16 protein-coding genes are annotated in these 13,574 nt (G+C 53.5%); 2 read left to right on the top strand and 14 right to left on the bottom strand.

Annotated features, from left to right (window positions below; translation table 11 throughout):
• Positions 1 to 49 precede the first annotated feature (49 nt).
• From bfd to fkpA, 10 genes are all read right to left on the bottom strand, one after another.
• A complete protein-coding gene (gene bfd / locus SIK97_RS10080; RefSeq protein WP_004125913.1) occupies positions 50 to 244 on the bottom strand; it encodes a bacterioferritin-associated ferredoxin in 195 nt (64 codons plus the stop codon).
• A gap of 173 nt (positions 245 to 417) precedes the next feature.
• Positions 418 to 1,602 carry an elongation factor Tu gene (gene tuf, locus SIK97_RS10075; protein ID WP_004097636.1) on the bottom strand — a complete coding sequence of 395 codons (1,185 nt, stop codon included), beginning with the start codon at positions 1,600 to 1,602 and terminating at the stop codon, positions 418 to 420.
• Between the two features lie 70 nt (positions 1,603 to 1,672).
• A complete protein-coding gene (gene fusA / locus SIK97_RS10070) occupies positions 1,673 to 3,787 on the bottom strand; it encodes an elongation factor G (protein ID WP_004115957.1) in 2,115 nt (704 codons plus the stop codon).
• A 96-nt stretch (positions 3,788 to 3,883) separates the two neighbouring features.
• Positions 3,884 to 4,354 carry a 30S ribosomal protein S7 gene (rpsG, locus tag SIK97_RS10065; protein ID WP_004106370.1) on the bottom strand — a complete coding sequence of 157 codons (471 nt, stop codon included), beginning with the start codon at positions 4,352 to 4,354 and terminating at the stop codon, positions 3,884 to 3,886.
• Between the two features lie 95 nt (positions 4,355 to 4,449).
• On the bottom strand, positions 4,450 to 4,824 hold the full coding sequence (gene rpsL, locus SIK97_RS10060) for a 30S ribosomal protein S12 (protein WP_002920115.1): 375 nt from the start codon (positions 4,822 to 4,824) through the stop codon (positions 4,450 to 4,452).
• A 124-nt stretch (positions 4,825 to 4,948) separates the two neighbouring features.
• On the bottom strand, positions 4,949 to 5,236 hold the full coding sequence (tusB, locus tag SIK97_RS10055) for a sulfurtransferase complex subunit TusB (protein WP_025107828.1): 288 nt from the start codon (positions 5,234 to 5,236) through the stop codon (positions 4,949 to 4,951).
• A gap of 7 nt (positions 5,237 to 5,243) precedes the next feature.
• Complete coding sequence (tusC, locus tag SIK97_RS10050; protein ID WP_004854839.1) at positions 5,244 to 5,603, bottom strand: sulfurtransferase complex subunit TusC; 360 nt, start codon at positions 5,601 to 5,603, stop codon at positions 5,244 to 5,246.
• Entirely contained in the window at positions 5,603 to 5,989 is a 387-nt protein-coding gene (tusD, locus tag SIK97_RS10045; protein WP_032751527.1) for a sulfurtransferase complex subunit TusD, read from the bottom strand. The genes tusC and tusD overlap by 1 nt, the downstream gene beginning before the upstream one ends.
• The gene (locus SIK97_RS10040) at positions 5,989 to 6,711 is read right to left on the bottom strand and encodes a transcriptional regulator (RefSeq protein ID WP_004106380.1); all 723 of its coding nucleotides are present in this window, start codon (positions 6,709 to 6,711) and stop codon (positions 5,989 to 5,991) included. The genes tusD and SIK97_RS10040 overlap by 1 nt, the downstream gene beginning before the upstream one ends.
• Positions 6,712 to 6,877: 166 nt before the next feature.
• Positions 6,878 to 7,696 (bottom strand): FKBP-type peptidyl-prolyl cis-trans isomerase, encoded by an 819-nt coding sequence (fkpA, locus tag SIK97_RS10035; protein WP_025107830.1) that lies wholly within the window; start codon positions 7,694 to 7,696, stop codon positions 6,878 to 6,880.
• Positions 7,697 to 7,918: 222 nt separating this feature from the next.
• Between fkpA and SIK97_RS10030 the strand changes: the two genes are divergently transcribed.
• Positions 7,919 to 8,137, top strand: a complete 219-nt coding sequence (locus SIK97_RS10030) for a protein SlyX (RefSeq protein WP_004106384.1) — start codon at positions 7,919 to 7,921, stop codon at positions 8,135 to 8,137.
• Between the two features lie 59 nt (positions 8,138 to 8,196).
• On the opposite strand, the gene slyD is transcribed toward SIK97_RS10030, so the two are convergent.
• The 4 genes from slyD to kefG form a co-directional block, all read right to left on the bottom strand.
• Entirely contained in the window at positions 8,197 to 8,784 is a 588-nt protein-coding gene (gene slyD, locus SIK97_RS10025) for a peptidylprolyl isomerase (protein WP_004854848.1), read from the bottom strand.
• A 94-nt stretch (positions 8,785 to 8,878) separates the two neighbouring features.
• Entirely contained in the window at positions 8,879 to 9,079 is a 201-nt protein-coding gene (locus SIK97_RS10020) for a YheV family putative zinc ribbon protein (protein ID WP_004106389.1), read from the bottom strand.
• An 11-nt stretch (positions 9,080 to 9,090) separates the two neighbouring features.
• Positions 9,091 to 10,896, bottom strand: a complete 1,806-nt coding sequence (kefB, locus tag SIK97_RS10015; protein ID WP_032751529.1) for a glutathione-regulated potassium-efflux system protein KefB — start codon at positions 10,894 to 10,896, stop codon at positions 9,091 to 9,093.
• On the bottom strand, positions 10,883 to 11,443 hold the full coding sequence (gene kefG / locus SIK97_RS10010) for a glutathione-regulated potassium-efflux system ancillary protein KefG (RefSeq protein ID WP_004854856.1): 561 nt from the start codon (positions 11,441 to 11,443) through the stop codon (positions 10,883 to 10,885). Before kefG ends, kefB begins: the two co-directional genes overlap by 14 nt.
• Positions 11,444 to 11,618: 175 nt before the next feature.
• Here kefG and SIK97_RS10005 point away from each other — a divergent pair, with 175 nt between their 5' ends.
• Positions 11,619 to 13,523: an ABC transporter ATP-binding protein gene (locus SIK97_RS10005; protein ID WP_032751530.1), complete on the top strand. Its 1,905-nt coding sequence runs from the start codon at positions 11,619 to 11,621 to the stop codon at positions 13,521 to 13,523.
• Positions 13,524 to 13,574 lie beyond the last annotated feature (51 nt).

Here is a 13,574-nt window from a genome sequence, read left to right as displayed (position 1 = left end):
TTGAAGCGTAGTTCGGGCTATAGGGATGTCAAAGTAAAGCTGAGAGACTTCAGGCGATCTCTTGATATTCCGGCATGCGGGTTAATTCATCTTCCATAATTTCTCGTGCTGCACGAACGCACTTACCGCATTGATTTCCAACGGGAATAAATTTCCGCAGCTGCTGAAAAGACTGAGGATTGAATTGGCGCACAGCCTGACGAATTTTTTTATCGTTCACACCATTACACAGACAAACGTACATATATACTCCCGTTCAACTTACAGACAAAGTGTAAATGAGAATAGTTATGATTACAATAGCCTGTTTATTAAATAGGCGTTTAATCTCTTTGCTGTCAGTCACTGTGCTGCTTCTCGCAAATAGCAGACAGCAAAAAGGGCGCCTTAGCGCCCTTTTTAATTCAGAACTAAATATTAGCCCAGAACTTTAGCAACAACGCCCGCGCCAACGGTACGGCCGCCTTCACGGATTGCGAAACGCAGACCGTCGTCCATCGCGATCGGGTGGATCAGGGTAACAACCATTTTGATGTTGTCGCCCGGCATTACCATCTCTACGCCTTCCGGCAGTTCGATGGTGCCAGTCACGTCAGTTGTACGGAAGTAGAACTGCGGACGGTAGCCTTTGAAGAACGGAGTATGACGGCCGCCTTCGTCTTTGGACAGAATGTACACTTCAGATTCGAACTTGGTGTGCGGCTTGATAGAACCCGGCTTAGCCAGTACCTGACCACGTTCGATTTCTTCACGTTTGATACCACGCAGCAGAACACCAACGTTCTCACCAGCACGGCCTTCGTCCAGCAGTTTGCGGAACATTTCAACGCCAGTACAGGTAGACTTCGCAGTCTCTTTGATACCAACGATTTCAACTTCTTCGCCAACTTTGATGATACCGCGCTCTACACGACCGGTAACAACGGTACCACGACCGGAGATGGAGAATACGTCTTCGATCGGCAGCAGGAACGGCTTGTCAATCGCACGCTCTGGTTCCGGGATGTAAGAATCCAGGTAGCCAGCCAGTTCGATGATTTTCGCTTCCCAGTCTGCGTCGCCTTCCAGCGCTTTCAGAGCGGAACCGCGAACGATCGGAGTGTCGTCGCCCGGGAAATCGTACTGAGACAGAAGTTCACGAACTTCCATTTCAACCAGTTCCAGCAGCTCTTCGTCATCAACCATGTCGCATTTGTTCAGGAACACGATGATGTACGGAACGCCTACCTGACGACCCAGCAGGATGTGCTCACGAGTCTGCGGCATCGGGCCGTCAGTCGCAGCAACAACCAGGATCGCGCCGTCCATCTGCGCAGCACCGGTGATCATGTTTTTAACATAGTCGGCGTGGCCCGGGCAGTCTACGTGCGCGTAGTGGCGAGTCGGGGTGTCATATTCAACGTGAGAAGTGTTGATGGTGATACCACGAGCTTTTTCTTCCGGCGCGTTATCGATCTGGTCGAATGCGCGAGCAGAACCACCGTAGGTTTTAGCCAGAACGGTAGTGATTGCAGCGGTCAGAGTAGTTTTACCATGGTCAACGTGGCCGATAGTACCGACGTTGACGTGCGGTTTTGTACGTTCAAATTTTTCTTTAGACACGGCTATATTCCTTACTATAGTGCTCTCCCCTTCTGGAGAGAGCACGGGACTTTGGTTTTAACCCTGCGGCTTATTTACCACGGGCTTCGATTACGGCCTGAGCAACGTTGTTCGGCGCATCATCATACTTCAGGAACTCCATGGAGTAAGAAGCACGACCTTTGGTCAGAGAACGCAGCTGAGTTGCATATCCGAACATTTCAGACAGCGGAACTTCAGCGTGGATCACAACGCCAGTCACGTTGGATTCCTGACCGCGCAGCATACCGCGACGACGGCTAAGGTCACCGATAACGTCACCAGTGTTCTCTTCCGGAGTTTCTACTTCAACCTTCATGATCGGCTCAAGCAGAACTGGTTTCGCTTTCTTAAAGCCATCTTTAAAGGCAATAGAAGCGGCCAGTTTAAACGCCAGTTCAGAGGAGTCAACGTCGTGGTAAGAACCGAAGTGCAGACGCACGCCCAGATCAACTACCGGATAACCAGCCAGAGGACCTGCTTTCAGCTGCTCCTGGATGCCTTTATCAACGGCCGGGATGTATTCGCCAGGAATTACACCACCTTTGATGTCGTTGATGAACTCATAACCTTTCGGGTTAGAGCCCGGCTCCAGTGGGTACATGTCGATAACGACGTGACCGTACTGACCGCGACCACCAGACTGTTTAGCGTGTTTACCTTCGATATCGGTAACTTTCGCGCGAATCGCTTCGCGGTAAGCAACCTGAGGTTTACCGACGTTCGCTTCAACGTTGAATTCACGCTTCATACGGTCAACGATGATGTCGAGGTGCAGCTCACCCATACCGGCGATGATGGTCTGGTTAGATTCTTCGTCAGTCCATACGCGGAAAGACGGGTCTTCTTTAGCCAGACGGCCCAGAGCCAGACCCATTTTTTCCTGGTCAGCTTTGGTTTTCGGTTCAACAGCGATAGAGATTACCGGCTCAGGGAATTCCATACGCTCCAGAATGATCGGCGCATTAGGATCGCACAGAGTGTCACCCGTAGTTACGTCTTTCAGACCGATAGCAGCAGCGATATCGCCCGCGCGAACTTCTTTGATCTCTTCACGTTTGTTAGCGTGCATCTGTACGATACGACCGAAACGCTCACGTGCAGCTTTCACGGAGTTCAGGATGGTATCACCAGAGTTAACCACACCAGAGTATACGCGGAAGAAGGTCAGGTTACCCACGAACGGGTCGGTAGCGATTTTGAATGCCAGAGCAGCAAACGGCTCATCATCGCTAGCGTGACGCTCAGCCGGAGTATCTTTACCATCGTCCAGGATACCGTTGATCGCAGGTACGTCAACCGGGGATGGCAGGTAGTCAACTACCGCATCCAGCATCGCCTGAACACCTTTGTTCTTGAACGCAGAACCACAGGTTACCAGGATGATTTCGTTGTTCAGAACGCGCTGACGGAGAGCAGTTTTAATCTCTTCTTCAGTCAGTTCTTCACCACCCAGGTATTTCTCCATCAGCTCTTCAGAAGCTTCAGCAGCGGACTCGATCAGGTTCTGGTGCCATTCTTCGGCCAGTTCCTGCATGTCTGCCGGGATATCTTCGTAAGTGAAGGTTACACCTGCGTCTTCTTCGTTCCAGTTGATGGCTTTCATTTTCACCAGGTCAACAACACCGGTGAACGCTTCTTCAGCGCCAATCGCCAGCTGCAGCGGAACAGGGTTCGCGCCCAGACGGGTTTTGATCTGACCAACAACTTTCAGGAAGTTCGCACCCATACGGTCCATTTTGTTAACGAACGCAATGCGCGGAACTTTGTATTTGTTTGCCTGACGCCATACGGTTTCAGACTGAGGCTGAACACCACCAACTGCGCAGTAAACCATTACTGCACCATCAAGCACACGCATGGAACGTTCTACTTCGATGGTGAAGTCAACGTGCCCCGGGGTGTCGATGATGTTTACGCGATGCGGTTCATACTGCTTAGCCATACCTGACCAGAATGCAGTAGTCGCTGCGGAGGTGATAGTAATACCACGCTCCTGCTCCTGTTCCATCCAGTCCATGGTGGCAGCGCCGTCATGAACTTCACCGATTTTGTGGTTTACACCGGTGTAGAACAGAATACGTTCGGTAGTAGTAGTTTTACCGGCGTCGATGTGCGCACTGATACCGATGTTACGGTAGCGTGCGATGGGTGTTGTACGAGCCATTTGATTCCTCGTTTATTTCTTTAGGCGTTCAGTTAAGTTATCCAAAACGGGCGACTTATCTGAAGCGCCCGCCTGGTGACTAATACTCCGAAGGGATTACCAACGGTAGTGTGCGAACGCCTTGTTGGCTTCTGCCATACGGTGAACGTCTTCACGTTTCTTAACTGCAGTACCTTTGTTGTCTGCAGCATCAGAAAGTTCGTTCGCCAGACGCAGAGCCATGGATTTATCACCACGTTTACGAGCAGCTTCAACGATCCAACGCATTGCCAGAGCATTACGACGAACCGGACGGACTTCAACTGGAACCTGATAAGTAGAACCACCAACGCGGCGAGACTTAACTTCTACAGTCGGGCGCACGTTGTCGAGAGCGACTTCGAAAGCTTCCAGTTCATTTTTACCAGAGCGCTGAGCCAGGGTCTCCAGCGCGCTGTATACGATTGCTTCTGCAGTAGATTTTTTACCATCTACCATCAGGATATTTACAAATTTAGCCAGCAGTTCTGATCCGAACTTAGGATCCGGCAGGATTTTACGCTGACCAATGACGCGACGACGTGGCATGGAAATACTCCGTTGTTAATTCAGGATTGTCCAAAACTCTAAGAGTTTAGTTTGACATTAATATAAAACGTTTGGCCTTACTTAACGGAGAACCATTAAGCCTTAGGACGCTTCACGCCATACTTGGAGCGAGCTTGCTTACGGTCTTTAACGCCGGAGCAGTCAAGCGCACCACGAACGGTGTGGTAACGAACACCCGGAAGGTCTTTAACACGACCGCCACGGATCAGGATCACGGAGTGCTCCTGCAGGTTGTGACCTTCACCACCGATGTAGGAGGTGACTTCGAAACCGTTAGTCAGACGCACACGGCAAACTTTACGCAGTGCGGAGTTCGGTTTCTTAGGAGTGGTGGTATATACACGAGTACATACGCCACGTTTCTGCGGGCAGGCTTCCAGCGCCGGCACGTTGCTCTTTGCAACTTTGCGCGCGCGTGGTTTGCGTACCAGCTGGTTAATTGTTGCCATTAAATAGCTCCTGGTTTTAGCTTTTGCTTCGTAAACACGTAATAAATCGCCTCATATAATATGAGGACGCAGAATTTTAGGGCGGTGCCGAAAAGGTGTCAAGAAATATACAACGATCCCGCCATTACCAGGACAACTGACCTGCATGTTTGACTGAAAGTCTGACGAAATCAGTATAGCTAACCCTGACGACACTGTCCGCAATTTGACCAGCCAGCCCGCGGGCTTCGATATCTTCTTGCAGAGCGTAGAGGGATATGGGGGCAGATTGCAGGATTTCAAGGAAACGGCCTTCCGCGAGAGCGGCGATAACGCCATCCGACAGCAGCAGAAGATCGTCGCCCTCTTTTAGCAAACGGAGCATAGCCGCCATATCGGCGTGCCAGGGGGATGTGCTTAGCGTGTGGAGCATTCGAGCCTCAGAACCGCAGTATCACGTTAAAATCGTCAAGCCGGGCGCGCAAAGCCTCTGGCTCCAGCCATTCGCCATCAACAACCCACGGCGTGGCAGAATTCAGACCGCGCTCCCGTGCTGAAGCAGCGCAAATCCAGCACTGTTCGATATCGTATAGCGATAAGAGCTTAAAGGTGGAGATATAGTCGCGCGCCAGCACCGCTGCGGGGCGCTGCCCGGGAAGAAGCTGAAAGACGCCATCACCCACGAAGAAAACGCCGATCTCCTCCGTCAGCGCTGAGGTTGCCAGCAGGGCGTCCAGCCCTTCCCTGCCCGACGCTGAACCATGAGGCGCAGACGAAAAAACAAAGGCTACGCGCTTCATCAGAACTGCACCATGCGATCGCAGGTTAACGCGGCTTCCGCCAGCGCGCCCAATCCGCTCAAGGTAAAGCCCGGCTGCAAATTATACCCAGGCAAATTCAGCTGCCGGGCTTCCTGTTCATCAGTGATTCCACGCCGTAACGCTGCGGCTACACAGATATGCAAGGAAACGGCGTGTTCGTCATGCAGCTTCTGCCAGGCCCGAACCAGATCAAATTCGTCGCTGGCGGGCGCCGTGAGTTGATTCGCGTTATAGACGCCTTCACGATAGAAAAAGATGCTGATCAACTCGTGGCCTTCCTGCAAAACGGCGCGGGCAAACTGTAGTGCGCTGCTGGCCTGCTGGGTACCATAAGCGGGCCCCGTTACCGTAATGGCAAAGCGCATTACTTATCCAGCCCCTGGAAATCTCCACTTTTGAACTGACGAATGTAGAGATATACCGTGTGCTTAGAGATGTTCAGCCGATCGGCCACCTGGTTGATGGCATCTTTGATATCAAAGATCCCCTTCTCATAGAGGTTCAGGACGATCTGCCGATTTTTAGCGTTGTTAGAAACGTTACGGTCAGCGTTCACCTCTTCAATCGTGAACTCAAGCGTCTGGGCCACCAGATCGTCAACCGATGAAGCAAAGTTGACCTGGGAATTCACCTCCGTCGTTTCCGGCGGAATAAAGGTGCTCATGATTTGTGAGAAAGGGACATCAAGGTTCATGTTGATGCACAGCAGGCCAATGACCCGATGGTCACGGTTGCGGATAGCGATAGTGACCGATTTCATCAGCACACCGCTTTTGGCGCGAGTAAAATAGCATTTGGAAACGCTGCTATCGGCTCCAGTCATATCGTGCAGCATGCGCAGCGCAAGGTCGGTAATTGGCGAGCCGATTTGACGGCCGGTGTGTTCACCGTTGGCGATACGAATAGCGGAACATTTTAAGTCCTGCAATGAGTGCAATACGATTTCACAGTGGGAACCGATGAGCATCGCTAACCCGTCCACTACCGCTTCATAGGATTTAAGGATATCGAAGTCGGTCTGGTCAAAAGGACGTTGATCCAGCAAATCAAGCTCACTGGTCTCGTTGGTTAAAAGCGACCTGGACATGAAAAAAAGCACTCCTTTTCAGGAGCCTGTCGTTATCGTCAGGGCAGGCTCATCATCATTATTAATCTATCTAAAGTAATACAGCGCCTGAGGTTCTTTCCAGTTTTAATTATATCTGCCCGCAATAAAAAAACCGCCGCCCCTGGAGGCGGCGGCTTAAAACCGATTACTTCTTAGCGTCAGCGGCTGGCGCTTCAGCAGCGGCTTCAGGCTTGGCGTCTGCTTTCGGCGCCGGTTTAATATCCAGCAGCTCTACATCAAATACCAGAGTAGAGTTTGCCGGGATACCCGGTACGCCAGTTTTGCCGTAAGCCAGATCCGGTGGAATGACCAGCTGGATTTTACCGCCTTTCTTGATGTTCTTCAGGCCTTCGGTCCAGCCCGGGATCACGCCGTCCAGGCGGAAGGAAAGCGGCTCGCCGCGGGTATAAGAGTTATCAAACTCTTTACCGTCGATCAGCGTACCTTTGTAGTTGACGACAACGGTATCGCTGTCTTTCGGCGTTTCGCCGGTACCCGCTTTCTCGACTTTGTAGAGCAGGCCAGATTTAGACGTTTTCACGCCTTTCTCTTTCGCAAAGGCGTCACGGTAAGCTTTGCCTTTCGCTTCATTCTCAGAGGCGTCTTTTTCCATTTTCTGCTGAGCAGCAGTTTTTACACGGGTTTCAAACGCCTGCAGAGTCTGTTCGATCTCCTGATCGGACAGCTTGCTCTTATCAGCAAAAGCGTCCTGAACGCCGGCGATCAGCTGATCTTTATCTAATTTGATGCCCAGTTTTTCTTGTTCTTTCAGGGAGTTTTCCATGTAACGTCCCAGCGATGCACCCAGCGCATAAGCAGATTTCTGATCGTCATTTTTAAATGCCGATTTGCTGTCCGTTGCGGGTGCCGCTTTCGCTGTAGTCTCAGCAGCGAAGCTCAGCGGTGCATTCAGGGCGATGGCCATAGTGGTCGCCAGCAGCGTTACTTTAAACAGTGATTTCATCCATTTCTCCAGGGCCGGGGCATCTCACCCCAGGGTTATCGTAAAAAACAAAAAACGTACTATAGAACGTTGCAGAACAAATCAACATACAGACGTACCTGAATATCGCCTCATTTAAGACTATTTTTGTATGAATTAGTTTCCTGTCAGACGTAACGATGCTGCGCGGATGCTGAAACTTCAGTAGAATCCGCCCGCAGGATAAGACAGAAGAGGTTACTCATGCACGATAGCACTTTAGAGACTCGCCTTGCGGAGCTGGAGAGCAGACTGGCGTTTCAGGAAATCACTATTGAAGACCTCAACAAGACCGTCACCGCCCACGAGATAGAAATGGCGAGGATGCGCGAACATATGCGCCTGATGGTCGAAAAACTGAAAGCCACTCAGCCGTCGCATATGGCTTCACAGGCGGAAGAAACGCCCCCGCCGCACTATTAAGACGTAAAAAAAGCGGGTTTCCCCGCTTTTTTCTATTCCGCGACGCGAGCGCAGCGGAATTAGTGGCAGCCGCAGCCGCCGTTGCCGCCGCAGCCGCCTTTGCCATGTTCGTGGTCATGGCCGTGGCCGTGGCCACCGCAGCAACCATCATGATCGTGGTCGTGGCCATGATCGTGCCCGTGAGCACCGTGTACATGACCATGCTCCAGCTCTTCCGCCGTTGCTTCGCGAATCGCGACAACTTCAACGTTGAACTTCAGATTCTGACCAGCCAGCATGTGGTTACCGTCAACAACAACGTGTTCGTCACCCACTTCGGTGATTTCTACCGGTACCGGACCCTGATCGGTTTCCGCCAGGAAGCGCATGCCAACCTGCAGTTCATCAACGCCCATAAATACGTCTTTAGGAACGCGCTGAACCAGGTTTTCGTCGTACTGACCGTATGCATCGTTAGCGCCGACTTCGACGTCAAATTTGTCGCCAACGTCGTGGCCGTCCAGCGCGTTTTCCAGGCCGGAAATCAGGGAACCGTGACCATGCAGGTAGTCAAGCGGCGCGCTTACCGGAGACTCATCAACCAACACACCGTCTTCTGTACGTACCTGATAGGCCAGGCTGACCACCAGGTCTTTTGCTACTTTCATGATATCTCCTGAGCATGGGAAGAATAGTGGCGCAGATTGTAGCGGAATTCTGCACCCGTGTACCCTCTAGCTTAAAAAAAGCCGATAGATAACGCTAGTCCGGATGAAAAATGCCTATCACTTGCTCTTCTTTGCGAACATGCTCGCGGACCTCTTTATCCGCCTCACGCATCTGATGACCGCACTTAACGCACTCAACAATATCGACATTATTCTCACGCCACATCGCCAGCGAATCCTGGGCCTGGCACGCCGGGCATTTCGCACCGGCGATAAAACGTTTACGCACAGCCATATCATTTACCTTTATTCAAATTCATCCCAGCCGTCTAACTGCCTGCTCTCTTTTTGCATCTCGCGCTGAAAAATCTCCTCCAGCTCGCGTCTGGCTTCCCGCACGCGGGATATCTGCAGGGTATCACTATGCACCGGCATTAACTCACGCAGCATCCGCATATCGAGGCGCCGAAAATGCAGCTGGGCGCGCTGCGCCTGATGGGGATGCATGCCGAGCGAGATAAGCGCTTTTCGTCCTAGCTCCAGCGCGCTGGAGAAGGTTTCGCGGGAAAACTGCGCCACTCCCGCCTGCAGCAGCTCATGGGCCTCAACGCGTCCCCGCGCTCGCGCCAGAATATGGAGATGTGGAAAGTGTTGTTGACACATCTCCACCAGCTTCATGGTATCTTCCGGCTCGTTGCAGGTGATAACGATCGACTGCGCGTCTTCGGCTCCCGCCGAGCGCAGGAGCTCCAGCTGCGTCGCATCGCCAAAATAAACTTTATAGCCATATTTACGCATCAGATTGACCGCGCTGATATCGCGCTCCAGTACCGTAATACGCATTTTGTTCGCCATCAGCAGACGGCCAATCACCTGGCCGAAACGCCCAAAACCAACGATGATCACCTGCGGTTTGTCATCTTCAACCCACGGAGCCTCGCCCTCCTCTTCAGGTTGGTTCAATCGCCGCGAAAGGACTTTATCGATGAGCTTCATCAGCAGCGGCGTGGTCATCATCGATAATGTCACCGTCACCAGCAGCAGGGCCATCTGATCGTTTTGAAACAGACGAAGCGAAGCGGGGAGTGAGAACAGCACAAAGGCAAACTCGCCCCCCTGGCTCAGCACGCCGGCAAACTGCACCCGTTCAGAGCTGCGCAGGCCATAAACCCGCGCCAGAAAATACAGGACGAGACCTTTTACCGTCACCAGTATCGCGACGCTGGCCACAACCCACAGTAAATGGGTATAGAGCACCCCAAGGTTCAGCGCCATGCCAACGGAAATAAAGAACAGCCCGAGGAGAAGCCCTTTAAACGGCTCAATGGCGATTTCCAGCTCGTGGCGATACTCGCTCTCTGCCAGCAGGACGCCGGCGATAAAGGTCCCCAGCGCCATCGACAAACCGAGCGCATCCATAAACAACGCCGATCCAAGAACCAGCAGTAGCGTCGCCGCGGTAAAGACCTCCCGCACGCCGGAGCCGGCGATAAACCGAAATACCGGCCTCAGCAGATAACGACCTCCAACCAGCATTCCGCCGAAGGCCAGCACCTTCATCCCGATGGTGAGCCAGTTAAAATGGTCGTCACCTGACCCTGCGAGCAGGGGAACCAGCGCCAGGGCCGGGATCACGGCCAGATCCTGAAACAGCAGTACGGAGAAGCCCAGCTGCCCGGACTCGCTGCGGCTCATGCCTTTCTCCCGCATCAGCTGCAGCGCCATCGCGGTGGAAGACATCGCCAGCCCAATCCCGCCAACCACCGCAGCGCGCCATGAGAAGTCGCTAAGCATGAGCAAACCGCCAAGTATCAGCGCGCTGAAGGCGACCTGAGCGGCCCCGACGCCGAAAATGGAGCTTCTCAGCCGCCACAGCTTGGACGGATTCAACTCCAGTCCGATGATAAACATAAGAAAAACGACGCCTAATTCTGAGAAGTGAAGAATTTCATCCACATCGCTGATGAAGCCTAATCCCCAGGGGCCGATGGCGATACCGGCCAGCAGATACCCGAGCACGGCACCAATACCCAGCCTCGCCGCCAGCGGCACCGCCACTACGGCGGCAAACAGAAATAACACCCCGGCCAGCAGTAAATCAGCTCCCGCCATTTGGACCTCCCGCCGTTACAGGGTTAGCCAGCCAATCGCGGTAGGCGCGAGCGCGGCTTTTCAGATCGTCGGGTGATTGCCGACGCGCCCAGTAGACGATAATCGGGCTCATCCAGTGCATGCGGCACATACCGGCGGTCAGTTCGAAAGGGCGGAGAATATCATTCATCGGATAACGATGGGCATCGCGCCGGTAGGCGCTCTCCGGCTCGCCGGTAGTAATGACGCTACGCCAGTACTTTCCCGCCAGCTGATTCCCTCCCGCCCCGCTGGCAAAGCCGCGGCTGAGCACCCTGTCCAGCCACTCTTTCATCAGCGCCGGGCAGCTCCAGGTATAGAGCGGATGCTGGAAAACAATCACCTCATGCTGGCGCAGGAGATCCTGCTCGCAGGCGATATCGATAAAAAAATCCGGATAGTGCGCGTAGAGATCGTGCACGGTAACATTCGACAACTGTAAGGCCGGTTCAAGCAAAACCCGGTTGGCCACGGAATCCTGAGATTCTGGGTGGGCATACAGCAGCAAAACTTTCGCTGTCTGAGACATCTTTCCCCTCCCGAACGTCTTCTGGCGGCCTGTGCAGCGGCTGCGTCCCGACGCAACCAGAATGACTTTGTGTATCATCTTCATTTTGGGCTACCATTGCGGCCCGGTTGAGCGATTCGCTCGACACTACATTATCATAATGACAAATTAACATAGTCAGAACATACGGCGCCTTATGATTGTTTTCTCCTCCTTACAAATTCGTCGCGGCGTACGCGTCCTGCTGGACAACGCTACCGCCACCATCAACCCAGGGCAAAAAGTCGGCCTGGTGGGTAAAAACGGCTGCGGTAAATCCACGCTGCTTTCGCTTTTGAAAAACGAGATTAGCGCCGACGGCGGCTCAATGACCTTCCCCGGCAGCTGGCAGCTGGCCTGGGTTAATCAGGAAACGCCTGCGCTTGCGCAGCCGGCTATTGACTATGTTATTGATGGCGATCGCGAATTCCGCAAGCTGGAGGCGGACCTGCACGCGGCCAACGAACGTAATGACGGCCATGCCATCGCGACGGTCCACGGTAAGCTGGACGCCATCGACGCCTGGACCATCCGCTCGCGTGCGGCCAGCCTGCTCCACGGGCTCGGTTTCAGCAACGAACAGCTTGAAAGACCGGTGAGCGACTTTTCCGGCGGCTGGCGTATGCGTCTCAACCTCGCGCAGGCGCTGATTTGCCGTTCCGATCTGCTGCTGCTTGATGAACCGACGAACCACCTCGATCTCGACGCGGTCATCTGGCTGGAGAAGTGGCTCAAAGGCTACCCGGGGACCCTGATACTGATCTCCCACGATCGCGATTTTCTCGATCCGATCGTCGACAAAATTATCCATATCGAACAGCAAACGATGTTCGAGTACACCGGCAACTACAGCTCATTTGAAGTGCAGCGCGCGACCCGTCTTGCGCAGCAACAGTCGATGTATGAGAGCCAGCAGCTGCGCGTCGCGCATTTGCAGAGCTACATCGACCGTTTTCGCGCTAAAGCCACCAAAGCTAAACAGGCGCAAAGCCGTATCAAAATGCTCGAGCGTATGGAGCTCATCGCCCCTGCCCACGTTGATAACCCGTTTCACTTTAGCTTCCGTGCGCCGGAAAGCCTGCCCAATCCCCTATTGAAAATGGAAAAGGTCAGCGCCGGTTATGGCGAGCGCGTGATTCTCGACTCAATCAAGCTGAATCTGGTTCCCGGTTCGCGCATTGGTCTGCTGGGGCGTAACGGGGCCGGTAAATCGACGCTGATTAAACTGCTGGCCGGCGAGCTACAGCCGCTGCAGGGTGAAATTGGTCTGGCGAAAGGCATCAAGCTTGGCTACTTTGCCCAGCATCAGCTGGAGTTCCTGCGCGCCGACGAATCCCCGCTGCAGCATCTTGCCCGTATTGCGCCGCAGGAGCTGGAGCAGAAGCTGCGCGACTATCTGGGCGGTTTCGGCTTCCAGAGCGATAAAGTCAACGAAGAGACAAAGCGTTTCTCCGGCGGCGAGAAAGCGCGCCTGGTGCTGGCGTTAATCGTCTGGCAGCGGCCTAACCTGCTGCTGCTTGATGAACCCACCAACCACCTCGATCTCGATATGCGCCAGGCGCTAACCGAAGCGCTCATTGATTTTGAAGGCGCGCTGGTGGTGGTTTCGCACGACCGTCATCTGATTCGCTCCACCACCGATGACCTTTATCTGGTGCACGACAGCAAAGTCGAACCTTTCGATGGCGATCTTGAAGACTATCAGCAGTGGCTGAGCGACTCGCAAAAGCAGGAAAGCCAGACATCGGAAGAGCCAAAGGAAAACGGCAACAGCGCCCAGGCGCGTAAAGATCAGAAACGCCGGGAAGCCGAACTGCGTACGCTGACCCAGCCGCTGCGCAAAGAGATCGCCCGACTGGAAAAAGAGATGGAGAAGTTCAACGCGCAGCTGGCGCAGGCGGAAGAGAAGCTGGGCGACAGCGAATTGTACGATCAAAGCCGCAAAGCCGAGCTCACCGCGTGTCTACAGCAGCAGGCCAGCGCGAAGTCCGGGCTGGAAGAGTGTGAAATGGCCTGGCTGGATGCCCAGGAGCAGCTGGAGCAGATGCTACAGGAAGGCTAGCGGCAATATGCCATACGTGAAGGCGGGCTAACCCGCCTTTTTTCATCCTCC

The organism is Klebsiella sp. JN_Kp126, from assembly GCF_033843325.1.
GTDB classification, from domain to species: Bacteria; Pseudomonadota; Gammaproteobacteria; order Enterobacterales; family Enterobacteriaceae; genus Klebsiella; species Klebsiella michiganensis.
Note: the sequence above shows the minus strand (reverse complement) of the source record. Positions and strands in the feature narration are given on the sequence as shown.

Coding starts and splice junctions, on each gene's coding strand:
- bfd (WP_004125913.1), bottom strand. CDS start 244: ATGTACGTTTGTCTGTGTAATGGTGTGAACGATAAAAAAATTCGTCAG.
- fusA (WP_004115957.1), bottom strand. CDS start 3,787: ATGGCTCGTACAACACCCATCGCACGCTACCGTAACATCGGTATCAGT.
- rpsG (WP_004106370.1), bottom strand. CDS start 4,354: ATGCCACGTCGTCGCGTCATTGGTCAGCGTAAAATCCTGCCGGATCCT.
- rpsL (WP_002920115.1), bottom strand. CDS start 4,824: ATGGCAACAATTAACCAGCTGGTACGCAAACCACGCGCGCGCAAAGTT.
- tusB (WP_025107828.1), bottom strand. CDS start 5,236: ATGCTCCACACGCTAAGCACATCCCCCTGGCACGCCGATATGGCGGCT.
- tusC (WP_004854839.1), bottom strand. CDS start 5,603: ATGAAGCGCGTAGCCTTTGTTTTTTCGTCTGCGCCTCATGGTTCAGCG.
- tusD (WP_032751527.1), bottom strand. CDS start 5,989: ATGCGCTTTGCCATTACGGTAACGGGGCCCGCTTATGGTACCCAGCAG.
- SIK97_RS10040 (WP_004106380.1), bottom strand. CDS start 6,711: ATGTCCAGGTCGCTTTTAACCAACGAGACCAGTGAGCTTGATTTGCTG.
- fkpA (WP_025107830.1), bottom strand. CDS start 7,696: ATGAAATCACTGTTTAAAGTAACGCTGCTGGCGACCACTATGGCCATC.
- SIK97_RS10030 (WP_004106384.1), top strand. CDS start 7,919: ATGCACGATAGCACTTTAGAGACTCGCCTTGCGGAGCTGGAGAGCAGA.
- slyD (WP_004854848.1), bottom strand. CDS start 8,784: ATGAAAGTAGCAAAAGACCTGGTGGTCAGCCTGGCCTATCAGGTACGT.
- SIK97_RS10020 (WP_004106389.1), bottom strand. CDS start 9,079: ATGGCTGTGCGTAAACGTTTTATCGCCGGTGCGAAATGCCCGGCGTGC.
- kefB (WP_032751529.1), bottom strand. CDS start 10,896: ATGGCGGGAGCTGATTTACTGCTGGCCGGGGTGTTATTTCTGTTTGCC.
- kefG (WP_004854856.1), bottom strand. CDS start 11,443: ATGTCTCAGACAGCGAAAGTTTTGCTGCTGTATGCCCACCCAGAATCT.
- SIK97_RS10005 (WP_032751530.1), top strand. CDS start 11,619: ATGATTGTTTTCTCCTCCTTACAAATTCGTCGCGGCGTACGCGTCCTG.